This is a genomic window from Streptacidiphilus rugosus AM-16 (genome assembly GCF_000744655.1).
GTDB classification, from domain to species: domain Bacteria; phylum Actinomycetota; class Actinomycetes; order Streptomycetales; family Streptomycetaceae; genus Streptacidiphilus; species Streptacidiphilus rugosus.
In genome coordinates this window covers 649,630-662,378 of sequence record NZ_JQMJ01000003.1, presented here as the reverse complement: position 1 = coordinate 662,378, position 12,749 = coordinate 649,630, and the positions used below count along the sequence as shown (strand labels likewise).

Below are 12,749 nucleotides of genomic sequence, written 5' to 3'. Positions count from 1 at the left end.
GGCGCCGACATCTGTTGCAGACGTGTGTCAGCCCTGACATGTGCGATCGGAGCGGCCTCGACCCGCTCTAGCGTGGCCCCGCACGACCGAACGAACCTGCTCCCTCACACCCTCTGGAGGGCCTCATGGTTCCACCCGTTCGACGTCGACTGCTGGCCGCGGTCGTGGGCGGCCTCACCCTCGCCGTCCCGAGCGCCGCGGTCAGCGCGACCGCGGCCTTCTCCGTGGCCACGACCGCCTCCGCCGCGGCGTATCCGTCGCTGAAGCCGACCGTGGCCGAATACACCCAGCTGACCACCGGCACCACTCCGCCGACCCAGGCCCAGTGCAACTCGGCCGGGCGCCGGTGCTTCAACCCGCTGTCGGTGCAGGCCGCCTACAACGTCGGCCCGCTCTACTCCGCGGGCTACAACGGCAAGGGCATGACCATCGCGATCGTGGACTCCTACGGCAGCGACACCATGGCCCACGACCTCCATGTCTACGACCAGGCCTTCGGCGTCGCCGCGATGTGCGGCGAGGAGGGCGTCACCTGCGCCCCCGGCATGCCGACCTTCAGCGAGCTGCATCTGCAGGGGTCGCCGGCCACCAAGGCCCCGCCGCCCAACGCCAAGAGCCCGGGCCAGGAGAACAAGTCCGCCTGGGCCCTCGAGGTCGCCCTCGACGTCGAGACCGCCCACGCGATGGCACCCGGCGCGAACATCCTGCTGGTCACCACGCCGACGGCGGAGACCCTCGGGGTGCAGGGGCTGCCGCAGATGATGGCGGCCGAGGACTACGTGGTCCAGAACCACCTGGCCAACGTCATCTCGCAGTCCTTCGCCTCCGGCGAGGGCGCGTTCGCCAGCTCCCAGGCGCTGCTGAACCTGCGGTACGCCTACCAGGACGCGGCGGCCAACGGCGTCACCGTGCTCGGCTCCTCCGGCGACAGCGGCTCGGCGATCTCGACCAAGGAGCCGGTCAAGAAGGGCGGCACGGTGCTGCCCGACCCCGGCGTCGAGTGGCCCGCCTCCGACCCGCTGGTGACCGGCGTCGGCGGCACCTACCTGTGCACGGACGCCAACGCCACCTCCGGCCGGACCACCGACAGCGCCAGCAACCCGGCCAAGTGCACGGCCAACCCCGGCCAGGCCGAGATCGGCTGGCTCGACGGCGGCGGCGGCTACAGCTCGATCTTCAGCCGCCCCTCCTACCAGGACACCCTGCCGGCCGGCGGCGGCACCGCCATCGGCGCGATGCGCGGTGTGCCGGACATCAGCCTGCAGGCCAGCTCCGGCACCGGCATGCTGGTCTACGTCTCCCTGCCGCCGGACGGCAGCGGCGGCCTGAGCTGTGCCGGCACACCGTGCAGCACCGGCTGGTACGACATCGGCGGCACCTCGCTCTCCTGCCCGCAGTGGGCCGGCCTGGTGGCGATCGCGGACCAGATCAACGGCGGCGGGCTCGGCCTGATCAACCCGGCGCTCTACAAGGTGGCGGCGAACCCGGCGCAGTACGCGGCGGACTTCAACGACATCACCGTCGGCAACAACGCCGCCAACCCGGCCGTCCCCGGCTACTCGGCGACGACGGGCTGGGACCCGGTCACCGGCCTCGGGACGCCGAACGCGGCGCTGCTGCTGCCCGACCTGGTCGCCGCCTCGCACTGAAGCAGCTGCGGCACCGGGCTTGACGCTCGATCAGTTCCACCGGCTCCACCGGCCGCTCACCCGGCCGGTCGGAGCGCGCGCCTCCGCCGGGTCCCTCCCCGGCGGGGGCGCGTGCGCGTTGCCGCCGAGGGGAGTTGGCTAGTGTGATCACATGACGTCGCAGCTTCTCGGTGTGCTCCCCGGCAGGTTCGTCGTGGTCGAGCGGCAGCCCGTCGAGCCGCAGTCCCTCGAGGGGCAGTCCGTCGAGGGCCGATCCGTCGACGAGCAACGGGGAGGGATCGGCGACGGCGCGGACGACTGGCTCGCCCTGGTCCGCGCCCCCGAGGGCCGACTGACCGTCATCCGCGCGGAGCGGTCCCACGATCCGGCCGGTCTGGAGCGCTGGCGCGCCCTCTACGGCGGAGACACCGCGCACGGGCTCGACGTGCCCGGCATGCTGGCCGCCCTGCTGAACCCGCTGGCCGCCGCGGCGGTGCCGGTATTCGTCGCCTCCACCTACGCGGCCGACCTCGTCCTCGTCCCCGCCGCGCGCCTCGGCGAGGCGACCGCCGCGCTGCGGGCGGCCGGGCACCGTCTCACCCAGGAGGAGTCCCCTTGACGCAGCTCAGCACCGGCGCCGCACCACTCCCCGCGGGCGCCGTCGAGGTCACCACGGAGGCGGAACTCGCCGCCGTGCTCGGCGAACCCTCCGCCCGCGACGCCGCCAAGGTCCGGACCCGCCTCCACGAGAACGACCGCGCCTGGCTCGCCGCCGCCCCGTTCTGCCTCGTCTCCACCGCGGACGCCGAGGGCAACTGCGACGCGTCCCCGAAGGGCGACCCGGCCGGGTTCACCCTCGTCCTCGACGACACGACGATCGTGGTGCCCGAGCGACGCGGCAACCGCCGCGCGGACGGGTTCCGCAACGTGCTGGTCAACCCGCACGTCGGACTGCTCTACCTGATCCCCGGCCGCGGCGACACCCTGCGCGTCAACGGCCGGGCCCGGCTGCTGCGCGACGCGCCGTTCTTCGACCGGCTGGTCGTGAAGGGCCACCGCCCGCGGCTGGCCCTGCTGGTGGAGATCGAGGAGGTCTTCTACCACTGCTCCAAGGCGTTCCTCCGCTCCGGGCTGTGGCAGCCGGAGGGCTGGGCGCCCGACGCCGCGCCCTCCCGCGCGGTGATCGCCAAGAGCCTGGAACGCCAGAACGAGGACCTCACCGCGCTGGAGGCGTACTACGGCCCGGGGTACGGCGGCGACCTCTACGGCACGACGGACTGACGAGCGGCGCCGGCGGGCGCATCGGAGTCCGCGTCCGCCTCCACGTCCACGTCCACGTCCATGTCCGCATCGCTGTAGAGGGACACCAGGCGGGGGAGCCTTCGCCGCATCTCGGCCATGTCGTCGAAGTCGAAGTTCCACGCCTGGTCGAGCTCGGGATACCGCACGCTGAACGCGCCGGCGGGCATCTCCGCGCCCCGCAGCGCGCGATAGGCGTTCCAGGCGATGCCGAGCGCCGACTCCGCCTCCAGCTCCTCCCCGCACGCGGCGGCCGCCCGGACGACGGGCAGACCGGCCAGCGTGTCGGGATCGGCGACGACCTGCTCGAAGACCTCCCGCCCCTGGAGGATCAGCCAGCCACGGAAGTAGTCGAACCCGTCGTCGGAACAACCGCCGTTGATCAGGTACGCCGCCGCCCAGAGCGGACTGCGGTAGGACTCACCCATCAGCGCCCACAGCGCGCGCTGCGCCGCGAGGATCGCCTCCTCCGGGCGGACGGCCAGCAGCGCCGAGGCCGTCACCGCGACCGGATCGCAGTCGACGGACGCGCTCGCCACGATCGCCGCGTGCCGCGCGCGGGCGTCCTCAATGAGCTGCCAGAACGGTTCGGTTTCCATGAAATCCGAGCATGGCACCCACCACTGACAGCATCTGGGTCGGCGGCGGACCGTCGTCCGGATAGGTGCCGACGTCCTCGAACCGCCAGGAGTGCGCGGACGCCGGGTTGGCGATGTGGATCTCCAGCACCTGCCGCGACCCGTCCGCGTACCGGATGTTCACGGCGGCGTCGGCAGGGTCCGGGTCGGTGTTCCCCACGACGGTGACCGTCGTGACACCGCCCGCGACGACCGAGGCATGGGCGAAGTCGGCCGCCGAGAACCCGCTCGGGCCGCCGTTGTCCGGCGATCGCACCACCGCGCGCAGCCCGTCCGTGCTGTGCTCGGCCACGGCCCGCAGGTAGCAGCGGACCAGCCGTGCCTGGTCGGCGTCGGCCCCGCTGAGGCGCACGGCCGTCCAGGAGCACGAGGGCTCCGACGCGTCCGGCCCGTCCAGCACGTCCTGGGCCGCGTGCACCGCGATCGGCGTGACCCAGATTCCCAGCAGCACGGCCGTGCCGGTCACTCCCGCGGCGATCCACCGCCTCGTCCGCACCGGCAGCGCCGCGCCCGCCCCGCCCGTTCCCCTCACGCGACTCCTCCGGCTCTCCGTTCCCCACCCGTCCCGCCAGGAGACGGACAGCGCCGGCCGCCGGTTCCCTCAGGCGTTGACGCCCGGTGCAGCGACGGGTCGAACCTGGCCCGCTGCCTGACCCCATCCACGCGATGACGGACGCCTTCACGGCAGCCGGCTTCCACATCTCCGTCATCAGCGAACCCCAACCCGCCCCAGCGGCCCGCGACCTCTTCCCCGACGAGTTCCGCGCCCTCTCCGACAACCCGAGCTTCCTCTTCTTCACCCTGGAGGCCACCACCTGACGGCCCGTCGGCCTGGCCCGCAGCCGGTGCGCCCGACCGCATCGGTCCGAGGCCGGGCCGACGCCTACTCCCAGCAAGCCTCGAAGTCCTCGCACAGGATCCGGACGGTCCCTTCGACGAACCGCAGCTCGTGGCTGCAGCCGACCTGGTGGGGGAGAACCTCGTCCAGCCTGAGGCTGTTGGCGTCCGCGACGTCGAAGTGCTCTCCTCCGTCGGTGTCCACGCGCACGGAGGCAACGCCCCGATAGCGGATGGTGAGGCCCTCGGCGTGCTTCCACGGGTTCGGTTCGAACCGAACCGTGAGGGACGCCGGGACACCGTCCGTCGGTGGCACCGCCGTCAGTCGGAGGTCCTTGACGCAGCGCGCTGCGGAGAAGTCGTAGTGCTGCGGATCGCACGCGTGCGCCCTCGCACCGGGAGGGAGCGCGTCCTGCAAGCTCGGCAGCGCGGCAAGGTAGGCGCTGGGGTCATGGACGAGTGTCCCCCGGTCCTGCCACTCCACGACCACGTACCGCATGTGTCCTCCCGGCTCGGCGTTCCACGCGTACGCGAGGGTACGGGCCCGGTCGCCGACGTGCCGGAAGGAGAAGCCGTGCATCGGCTTCACCTGAGGTCGGACGACGAGACTGTTGTCGAGCGCGAAATCGCCGACGAACCCCTCACCACGGCGAACACGGCTACTCCTTGGATCGGCCTGCGGAGGATCATCTCTCCCCCGAGTTGGGCAGGCAGGCGAACCGACTGTGACACGTGCGGCGGACGATCGGTCAGGTGCGGCCCACTATGGTCTACCGCCATGAAGTGGAGATCTTGGCGCAACGAGGGTGCAGCCGTAGCCACCATGAGCGAGGACCGCGCGGGGCTGGACGTGCTGCCCTTCGTGGCGCGGCGACTGAACGACACGAGCAGCGCCCGTTGGCACGTGAAGGGTGACCGGGTCCGCGGGCCGGGGAAGGCCGCCGTCGTGCTCGGATCAGGACATGAGCACGCGGTCTCCGACGGACACGTCGACCTGGCTTTCGTGCTCGACACCGATCGCCCGGACAGCACCACGCTCTGCGACTGCGTCTCAGGGACCGGCGCGACCCGCGAGGAGAGGCTCGAAAGCGCGGTACGGGCTTGGGGGACGACCACGGCCGCGGCCGTGTTGGAGCTGCTCGAAGGCCGGGGCTGGCACGGAGAACGGTTCGCGCCGGACGATCCCAAGGGCTTCACCGGATGGCACTCCATCCAGGGCGGCGTCGTCGGCGCGGGGACCGGTCCCGAGCGCCAAGCCGTGATGATGTGGGCGGGCCGGCAGGCACTCCTGCGGCTGATCGCCCCGACGGTGACCGAGGAGCAGCTCAACGGCCCGGGACCGATCGGCATCAAGTTCTTCTGGGGAAGCTCCCACGGCAAGGACGTCGCCGAAGTCCGGATCAACAGTCAGGACCACGCGCCGGCTGCCGCCGCCCTGCTCGCCGCCGACTGGCCGCGCCCGGAGTCGGGAGCGTCCTACGCCCGGACCTACTTCGTCCTGGACAGACGGGCGTAGAACCGTAAGGGCCTGCCTTCCCGATGGTGGACCCACGCGTGCGGCGGGTACTCCTGCGGCGGCCTTGGTGTGGCCACGCCCGGAAGATCGCCCGGTCCGCCCCCGGTCCGGGTTACCTCTCGTCGTCACGTTCCAGAACCAGGCTGGCGGACTCCTCCGCAAGGCCACTGTCCGGATCAAGGTGGAGATGGGTGCCGTCGGGCGTTCCGTCTTGCGCAAGGGTCAGCAGATGGCCGGCAAGGGTTCTCAGTCCGGCGGCATTGGCCTCGATGACGACCTCGGAGCCCAACACGCGCACGTTGATTTCCGCGTCCTCCTCCCACCGGAAGACTCGAGCCACGTTGTCGTTGGTCACAGTCATGCGAGTGCTGGACGGTAGCGGGTCATCCTGGAATCCTCCGGCCATGCTGATCTTCATTCTGCTCACTGCGGTCATGCTCGGCTTCTTCGCCTTCGGCCTCGCCCTGTTCACCGACTTCAGGGGCGTTGCCACCCATTACACCGCCCGCAACCGCGCCGCCGTCGAGGACGCGGTCCTCAAGGGCCACGACGCCGGGTTTTTCCTGGTCTTCGGCAAGAACCGCAAGATCGGCACGATCCTCATGATCCTGGGTGGCTTCGGTCTGCTCATCTCGGTCCTCGGCCTGCTCGGTTCCATCGCCGGGAACGCCTGACGCCGCATCAGCCAATGTAGGCAGATCGTACGGAGTGTGCCGCGAGCCGTCGCCGACGGCTCGCGGCACGGATCGGTCCGAGTGGGGTGGTCCCTGCTCGATCGGGCAGCTCAGCACCTCTGGGACGCTCTCGGCTGACTCCGGCCAGGGCGCTCGCTGTACGTCGCTGGGCTTTGGCCCCCCGCAACGGCAAGAGGCCCTCCCCGTTCACTTCGGGGAGGGCCTCTTGGCTGGTGCGCTCGGCAGGATTCGAACCTGCAACCTTTTGATCCGTAGACCGAACCAACGCCTTGTCGCTGGCTGCCCACCCCATGCTCTGCCTAGTCGAACAAGTCCAAGCGACTGCATCCAAGCAGGAACGGGGTTGCCTGAGTCCGCGGTGGTCCACCCCCGTTGATGTCAACGGCTGATGTCAATCGCTTCCGGGCTGGCGTCCCGATGCGTCATCCGCGCTCTGCGAGTTCTTCACCTTCTTCGGCAACGACACGAGACCACACCGGCAGTGGATCAAGTCGCCGTGCTTGCCGGCGGGCTCTCTGCACTTCTCGCACCACACCGCATCCCACAACGCTATCGTGGCCGAGCCAAACGCCCGCGCGTCCTCAATCGAAAGGCTCTCAGCCCACTCATTATAGTGAGCCCCGTGGGCGTTCCTCAGCCAAGAATACTTTTCGACATTCTCAACTAGGCTTGTTGCAACGGTTTTCTTTAGCGAGCTGGCAACAGATGGCCAGGTATCGCCCAGAGTGTACTTATCGCCATGTCGGCGAGTAACCGAGGTCTGCAGGCTCTTACTGAGCCAGTCCGACATTACTTCCAGCAAATACCCAGCATCGCCACAGATAGACCGAGTCCCACCCAAAGCAAGGGATTCCCTCAGGTCACTGGAGGCATTGCGTCGAAGTTGGACGAGATGCGGCCCCGAATCCAGAGACCATGCCTTGATCTCTCTCTCCACAAAAGGCTGACCAGGCGAGAGGATTGCACCAAACTGCTCTTTCCACAGTCGATCATGAAATGTGATCAAGAGCTGCCAATTGGCAAATTCCCTGACAAGAAATTGGGCGACTTTGACACGCACGGGAGAGTCGACGCTTTGCAGTACGTCATCTAGAGCCATGAACTTGGCTTGGCCATGCTGCCCCGCGAACTTGAGGAGCGACAGGAACAACAATAGGGCCAGCAAATCGAGATTGGCCTCGCTGAAGTAGCCCTCGGCTTTCACGCGAACCCCATTCGCAAGGGTCGCAAAAAGGTCGATCTCAGTTGCATCGCTCGAAAGATGGAGTTCCACCTTGGCAACCGACTGCGCCTGTGGTGAAATCTCAAGAAAGCTCTCTGAGAGAGTCTCGCTGACCTCTCTCAAGACATTACCGAGCGGTGTTACGGATGCAATCTTCCGCAGGCGCGCAAGTTCCTGGCTCGCTTTCACATACTCTTCAATTGATTTCCGAACAACTTCGACCTGAGCCGCAATAGCTCGATAGTTCGCCCTGCGCGCCGTCTTGTGGCGCGTCTGAGCCCTGCTAAGCCCATTAGCAGTCACCCACATCCGAAACGTCCCCGCATCCAGGACATGGGCAGCGAGTCGATCCGGATTCATCTGCAGCAAGGAGGCCAGCTCTCCGATCTCGCGCTCTCGGATTTCGACGCGCTCGACCTTTTCTGCTGCCGCCTCTTCTAGACGCTGCTCTGCCTCCACAGACAGACCAAGGACATTACTTGCCACGCCCTTCATGAAAGATGCGAAGATTGGATACCGCTGGCCCGGGGAAGCCCGAAGAAAGCTAATGATATCCTGACGGCGCAGCACGAATCCGCTGCCCTTGAATAGCTTATGCGGGGCCTCCGGGTGCATGCCGACTGGTTCCCCGTCGCCATTGAGTTCAAGCTCCCTAGTGAACGTTTTCTCGTCGGAGAATGTCACAGTCACTCGCGGATTGCTCGCATGCCCCGAGAGATTCACTTGCCGCCTGGTAAATTCTGCCCTGGTCATTCCTGGATTGCTCGATGGACGTCCGGCAAGGCAAAACTCAATAGCGTCAACAAAGGTTGACTTTCCGCTGCCATTCTCCCCAATAATAAGGCAGGATGATGCGGGGAGGTCTTCCCGATTTGAAAAGTTCAGAGTGGTGGCCTTCGAAACGCCCCTGAAGCCTTCGACTGTGACACTTGCAATCTTAGCGTTCACGACAGCCACCCTGGAGGTTGATTGAGGAACTAGGCGCCGTGCCAGACTGTCCCACGATCGTGAGCGATCAGCACCGGAACATCATGTCAGGCGAGGTCACTACGAGCATCCAATTCGATGCGATTGCCTACCTTGAATCCGGGCGACAGCATGGGGCAGTCAACGAGACCGGTTTACATGGGACGTGCAATGTCCCGAACGTGGTAGCGCTGTGCTAAGTCCCGTGCTTGGTCACTTGAGCAAGCGCCGTCCGTCGTGAGCGCGAACATGGGGAGCGTCCAAGGAGAGGGCGTCCAGCAGACGAACTGCGAACGCCTCATCCATCCGCTGCTTCACCTCTTCGATCGAGATCCACTCCACATCCGTGGACTCGTCCGAGGCGCGGGCCTCACCGCCGATGGGCTGGCACCTGAATACGAGAGCCACAACGCCGCGGTGCATGTTCTTGTACACACCGGTCAGCCGCTCAACCGCGACCCGGATGCCCGTCTCTTCCCAGACTTCGCGGAGCACCCCAGCTTCCGGCGTCTCGGCGAGTTCAAGCACTCCCCCGGGCAGCTCCCACGCCCCGTTATCCGCGCGGCGAATCACCAAGATCCGACCATCCTCGCGGACAACCGCTCCCGCGACGGAGACCGAGTGCAGTGACACAGCAGGACCACCGAGAGTAGCTTGACTCATATACAGGAGCATAGGAGGAACTCAAGGACATGGCGAGCTCTGACGCGCGTGACTCTGGCAAGCCACGCTATCTGCAAATCGCTGACGACCTGGCTCAGCAGATCAGAGCCAAGGTGATCAGCCCAGGCGAGCAGGTGCCGAGCGAAGCCGAGCTGATGAACCGCTACGGGGTTGCACAGGGCACCGTACGCAAGGCCATGACCGAACTCCGCACCACGGGCCTGATCGAGACGCACCACGGCAAGGGCTCCTACGTGAAGACCCGACCGCCCGTGAACCGCAAGTCATCCGACCGGTTCCGCCGTTCACATCGGCTCGCTGGCAAGGCCGCATACCTCGCCGAAGCGGAGCAGGCAGGATCAACCCCGAGCGTCACCGTGCTGTTCGTCGGGCCGGCCGAAGCGCCCGAGGACATCGCCGATCGCCTGTCCGTCCTTCCGGGCGCACAGGTACTGGCGCGACGGCGCCTGTACTTCACCGACGGCGTACCGACAGAAGAAGCGACGTCCTATCTGCCTTGGGACATCGCCCAAGACATCCCGGAGCTCTTCGCCGAGAATCCGGGCGGCGGAGGCATCTACGCGCGGCTTGAGGAGCACGGGCACGTTCTCGCCGAGCTCCGAGAGACCGTGCGTGCCCGCCTCGCGACGAAGCAAGAGACGGTGGCTCTCAGCCTGAGCCCCGGCTCCCCCGTCATCCACCTGACTCGGAACGCGCTGACCGAGGATGGGCGAGTGGTCGAGGTGTGCGACACCATCATGGCCGCTGACCAGTTCATTCTTGACTACCGTATCCCAGCTGGAGACTGATCATCCATCACACCTGAGCAACCCGCCGCATCGAACTTCACGCGGCGGGTTGACTCATATACAGGAGCCGTGCACTCTTATACACATCACTCCTGCACATGAGTGCAGGAGTATAGGAGAGGCCCTTCTTTGGGCTGCTCTGAGCTGCACTGATGCGCCCGGAAGCCTGTCGCAGGGCCAGGGACGCGCTCGTTCTTTGACAACTGAATGGGGATCACGCCGCCTCTCCTCGGCCAAGTAGGCGGCCACGCGGATCTCCGCGTGAGGAACAGAGCGATCGACCTTCCGTCGCGCATGCGACGGCCGGTTGCCTCCTCCGCCCGTCTCGTACGGGCGGGGCTGAGGGGAGCCGGAATCAGCTGGTTCCACTAACGGCGTGCGGCTCCGGTGCTGGAACACCGGAGCCGCTGACGGGGCCGTTCCTTTGCGAAGGGAGCACGACCCGTGAAGCACATTGTTGCAGGCCACGAGGCCGCTACGACGAATGAGTTCGTGGCGCTCGCGTTCGGCATCGACCGGCAGCTCTTCGCCGGCGTGCCGGGCGAAACGCCCCTTGCCAGGGCCGCGCGGCTGGACGTGGCCGCGGAGGTGCTGGCGGAGCTGGACGAGATCGACCCCCAGGCCGCGCGGTTCGCCGCGGAGCTGATGCGTACCGCCCCGGTGCCGCTGCGGCGGCCGGCCGTTGTCCGCCGCCGGCCCGCCAGGACGGGGGTGGCGGCATGAAGCGCCAGAAGCACGCGCACTGCACCTGCGACCACACCACCGCTCGCGGGACGGGTGACCGCCCGGGCGCGCAGTGGGTGGCCGGGATCGCCGCGGCGGCGGTGATCTGGAAGTTCCACCACTTCGGTATGCCGGCGCTCGCCGGGGCGGCGGGGGCGTACCTGCTCACGCTGATCCTGCTGCACGCGGTGTTCGGGGGGCGGCGCGGATGAATCGCTGGGCGAAGGGTTCCCTGGTGGCTGGTCTGCTGGCTGTGGTCGGCATGGCGTTCCGGGTCTCGTGGCACGCGCTGCGGGACGTGGCGCACGCGATCGGCGCGGATCTGGTGGGCGCTGCGGTTTATCCACTGGTTGTGGATGGGCTGATGGCGCTGGCGCTGATCGCGGCGCTGATCCTCCCGGACGGGCGGGATCGGAAGTTCGCCTTGCGGGTGCTGGCCGGCTACACGGTCGCGTCGCTGGTGCTGAACTACGTACACGGGCTTGTCCCGGCGATCCAGTCGGGTGGCCGGGTGCAGTTGGCGAGTTGGGCGCCTGCCGACTGGGCGTTGGTGTTGCTGGCCACGTCGCTGCCGGTCGGCTCGATCTTCTTCGGGTCGGATCTTGTGGCCAAGGTGCTGCACCACCAGTCCGAACCCCGTGAGTCCATGGATATGCGGGCAAATCGGTCGGGGTCTGAGCTGGGAGAGTCGACCGACCCGGACCCCATGCCGTCGGTCTACACCCCGCCCGACCCCGCCCCGACCACGCCTGTGGCGCGTCCGCGTCGGGCGACCGGCGCGGTTCCGGTGGCGGCGCGGGCCAAGCGTCCGACTCGCAGCATGGACGAACTTCTGTCGGAGGCGCGGGCGTTGACGGCTGACTGGTCGGACGCGGCGCTGACCGCGGACCGGCTGCGGACCGAGCTGCGCACCTCCGCGGCCAACGGCCGCACGCTGCGCGACGCGCTCAAGTCGGAGCGTGCCGACGGGCGGACGCTGCACTCCGTGCCGGACCCGGCCGCGGGTGAGGGTGCGGCGTGAGGTTCTACGACCCGACGGGCAAGCGGTTCGGCTTGCCCACCTACCCGTTTCGGCTCGCTCCGCAGGGGTTGGCGACGCGCCGCCAGTTGCGGGCCCGGGGACTGCGCCCCGGCGGTCAGCCGGTCGCAGCTCAGCTCATGTGGCGGTCGCGGAAGGCGCGGGGCGAGATCCGGTGCGCGTACCTGTACCGCGTGGATCTGGCCCGGCCGGTTCGCCCGATGACCCCCAGGAAGGCTGCGGCGCTGGCCGCGGCGAACCTGGCCCGTCGCACCTGCCCCGCCTGCCGACGCGACGCGGGCTACGTGATCCCGCGCTCGCTCGGCTGCTGCGTGACCTGCGACGACTCGGCGGCGCTCGCCGCCTGAAGGAACGGCGCTACCCCGATTCCCTGCCACTGATCTGGAGATCGATCGTGTCGCACATCGACAAGGACAACGCCCCGTCGCTGACCCTGATCCGCTTCGCGAACCTGCTGGGCGCGCTGGTGATCGTGATCGCCACCGAGGAAGGGCACCGCACCTCCTACCGGTGGCACTGCACCGGCTGCCTGACCGAACGGCTGGGCCGGGAGCTGCGGGTCAACCGCGAAGAGGCCAACACCCACGCCGGCACCTGCCGCGCCCTGCCCCAGCCCGAACCCACCACCTGATCCACCTGTACGGCCCGGCAATTGGCCCGGGGCGCGTGTCGCCTGCCAGCTATGACGCGCCCCGGCCGCCCATCTCTTGCGAG

At 68.0% G+C, this 12,749-nt stretch carries 18 protein-coding genes; 12 read left to right on the top strand and 6 right to left on the bottom strand.

Going from position 1 to position 12,749, the window contains the following annotated elements; genetic code table 11:
* Nucleotides 1-125: 125 nt before the first annotated feature.
* The 3 genes from BS83_RS06405 (at nt 126) to BS83_RS06395 (ending at nt 2,909) form a co-directional block, all read left to right on the top strand.
* Entirely contained in the window at nt 126-1,649 is a 1,524-nt protein-coding gene (locus BS83_RS06405) for a S53 family peptidase (RefSeq protein WP_037601848.1), read from the top strand.
* Between the two features lie 151 nt (nt 1,650-1,800).
* A complete protein-coding gene (locus tag BS83_RS06400; protein ID WP_084713173.1) occupies nt 1,801-2,247 on the top strand; it encodes an ACT domain-containing protein in 447 nt (148 codons plus the stop codon).
* Nucleotides 2,244-2,909: a pyridoxamine 5'-phosphate oxidase family protein gene (locus tag BS83_RS06395; RefSeq protein ID WP_037601846.1), complete on the top strand. Its 666-nt coding sequence runs from the start codon at nt 2,244-2,246 to the stop codon at nt 2,907-2,909. The genes BS83_RS06400 and BS83_RS06395 overlap by 4 nt, the downstream gene beginning before the upstream one ends.
* Here BS83_RS06395 and BS83_RS06390 read toward each other — a convergent pair.
* Together BS83_RS06390 and BS83_RS06385 are read right to left on the bottom strand one after the other, a co-directional pair.
* On the bottom strand, nt 2,891-3,526 hold the full coding sequence (locus tag BS83_RS06390; RefSeq protein ID WP_063774109.1) for a DUF4240 domain-containing protein: 636 nt from the start codon (nt 3,524-3,526) through the stop codon (nt 2,891-2,893). The two genes, BS83_RS06395 and BS83_RS06390, sit on opposite strands and share 19 nt — an antisense overlap.
* Nucleotides 3,495-4,097, bottom strand: coding sequence for a hypothetical protein (locus BS83_RS06385; protein ID WP_157596971.1), 603 nt, complete (start codon nt 4,095-4,097; stop codon nt 3,495-3,497). Before BS83_RS06385 ends, BS83_RS06390 begins: the two co-directional genes overlap by 32 nt.
* Before the next feature lie 134 nt (nt 4,098-4,231).
* Between BS83_RS06385 and BS83_RS43615 the strand changes: the two genes are divergently transcribed.
* Nucleotides 4,232-4,384: a hypothetical protein gene (locus tag BS83_RS43615; RefSeq protein WP_408640973.1), complete on the top strand. Its 153-nt coding sequence runs from the start codon at nt 4,232-4,234 to the stop codon at nt 4,382-4,384.
* Between the two features lie 64 nt (nt 4,385-4,448).
* Here BS83_RS43615 and BS83_RS06380 read toward each other — a convergent pair whose 3' ends face one another.
* Nucleotides 4,449-4,982, bottom strand: coding sequence for a hypothetical protein (locus BS83_RS06380; RefSeq protein WP_198035152.1), 534 nt, complete (start codon nt 4,980-4,982; stop codon nt 4,449-4,451).
* 243 nt (nt 4,983-5,225) lie between these two features.
* On the opposite strand from BS83_RS06380, the gene BS83_RS06375 reads away from it, so the two are divergent.
* Complete coding sequence (locus tag BS83_RS06375; protein ID WP_037601842.1) at nt 5,226-5,918, top strand: DUF6348 family protein; 693 nt, start codon at nt 5,226-5,228, stop codon at nt 5,916-5,918.
* A gap of 112 nt (nt 5,919-6,030) precedes the next feature.
* Here BS83_RS06375 and BS83_RS06370 read toward each other — a convergent pair whose 3' ends face one another.
* Nucleotides 6,031-6,336 carry an Imm32 family immunity protein gene (locus tag BS83_RS06370; protein ID WP_232248069.1) on the bottom strand — a complete coding sequence of 102 codons (306 nt, stop codon included), beginning with the start codon at nt 6,334-6,336 and terminating at the stop codon, nt 6,031-6,033.
* On the opposite strand from BS83_RS06370, the gene BS83_RS06365 reads away from it, so the two are divergent.
* Nucleotides 6,323-6,592, top strand: a complete 270-nt coding sequence (locus BS83_RS06365; RefSeq protein WP_037601839.1) for a hypothetical protein — start codon at nt 6,323-6,325, stop codon at nt 6,590-6,592. The genes BS83_RS06370 and BS83_RS06365 overlap by 14 nt on opposite strands.
* A gap of 412 nt (nt 6,593-7,004) precedes the next feature.
* On the opposite strand, the gene BS83_RS43610 is transcribed toward BS83_RS06365, so the two are convergent.
* Entirely contained in the window at nt 7,005-8,783 is a 1,779-nt protein-coding gene (locus tag BS83_RS43610; protein ID WP_198035151.1) for an AAA family ATPase, read from the bottom strand.
* Between the two features lie 231 nt (nt 8,784-9,014).
* Nucleotides 9,015-9,476, bottom strand: coding sequence for an NUDIX hydrolase (locus BS83_RS06360; protein WP_037601836.1), 462 nt, complete (start codon nt 9,474-9,476; stop codon nt 9,015-9,017).
* Nucleotides 9,477-9,493: 17 nt separating this feature from the next.
* On the opposite strand from BS83_RS06360, the gene BS83_RS06355 reads away from it, so the two are divergent.
* The 6 genes from BS83_RS06355 to BS83_RS06330 all read left to right on the top strand — a co-directional run bounded on the left by BS83_RS06355 (nt 9,494) and on the right by BS83_RS06330 (nt 12,666).
* Nucleotides 9,494-10,273, top strand: coding sequence for a GntR family transcriptional regulator (locus BS83_RS06355; protein WP_037601833.1), 780 nt, complete (start codon nt 9,494-9,496; stop codon nt 10,271-10,273).
* Between the two features lie 444 nt (nt 10,274-10,717).
* Nucleotides 10,718-10,996 (top strand): hypothetical protein, encoded by a 279-nt coding sequence (locus BS83_RS06350; protein WP_037601830.1) that lies wholly within the window; start codon nt 10,718-10,720, stop codon nt 10,994-10,996.
* Nucleotides 10,993-11,208 carry a hypothetical protein gene (locus tag BS83_RS06345; RefSeq protein ID WP_037601827.1) on the top strand — a complete coding sequence of 72 codons (216 nt, stop codon included), beginning with the start codon at nt 10,993-10,995 and terminating at the stop codon, nt 11,206-11,208. The genes BS83_RS06350 and BS83_RS06345 overlap by 4 nt, the downstream gene beginning before the upstream one ends.
* The gene (locus tag BS83_RS06340) at nt 11,205-12,017 is read left to right on the top strand and encodes a DUF2637 domain-containing protein (protein ID WP_037601824.1); all 813 of its coding nucleotides are present in this window, start codon (nt 11,205-11,207) and stop codon (nt 12,015-12,017) included. The genes BS83_RS06345 and BS83_RS06340 overlap by 4 nt, the downstream gene beginning before the upstream one ends.
* Entirely contained in the window at nt 12,014-12,382 is a 369-nt protein-coding gene (locus tag BS83_RS06335) for an RRQRL motif-containing zinc-binding protein (protein WP_037601821.1), read from the top strand. Before BS83_RS06340 ends, BS83_RS06335 begins: the two co-directional genes overlap by 4 nt.
* Before the next feature lie 47 nt (nt 12,383-12,429).
* A complete protein-coding gene (locus BS83_RS06330) occupies nt 12,430-12,666 on the top strand; it encodes a hypothetical protein (protein WP_037601818.1) in 237 nt (78 codons plus the stop codon).
* Nucleotides 12,667-12,749 lie beyond the last annotated feature (83 nt).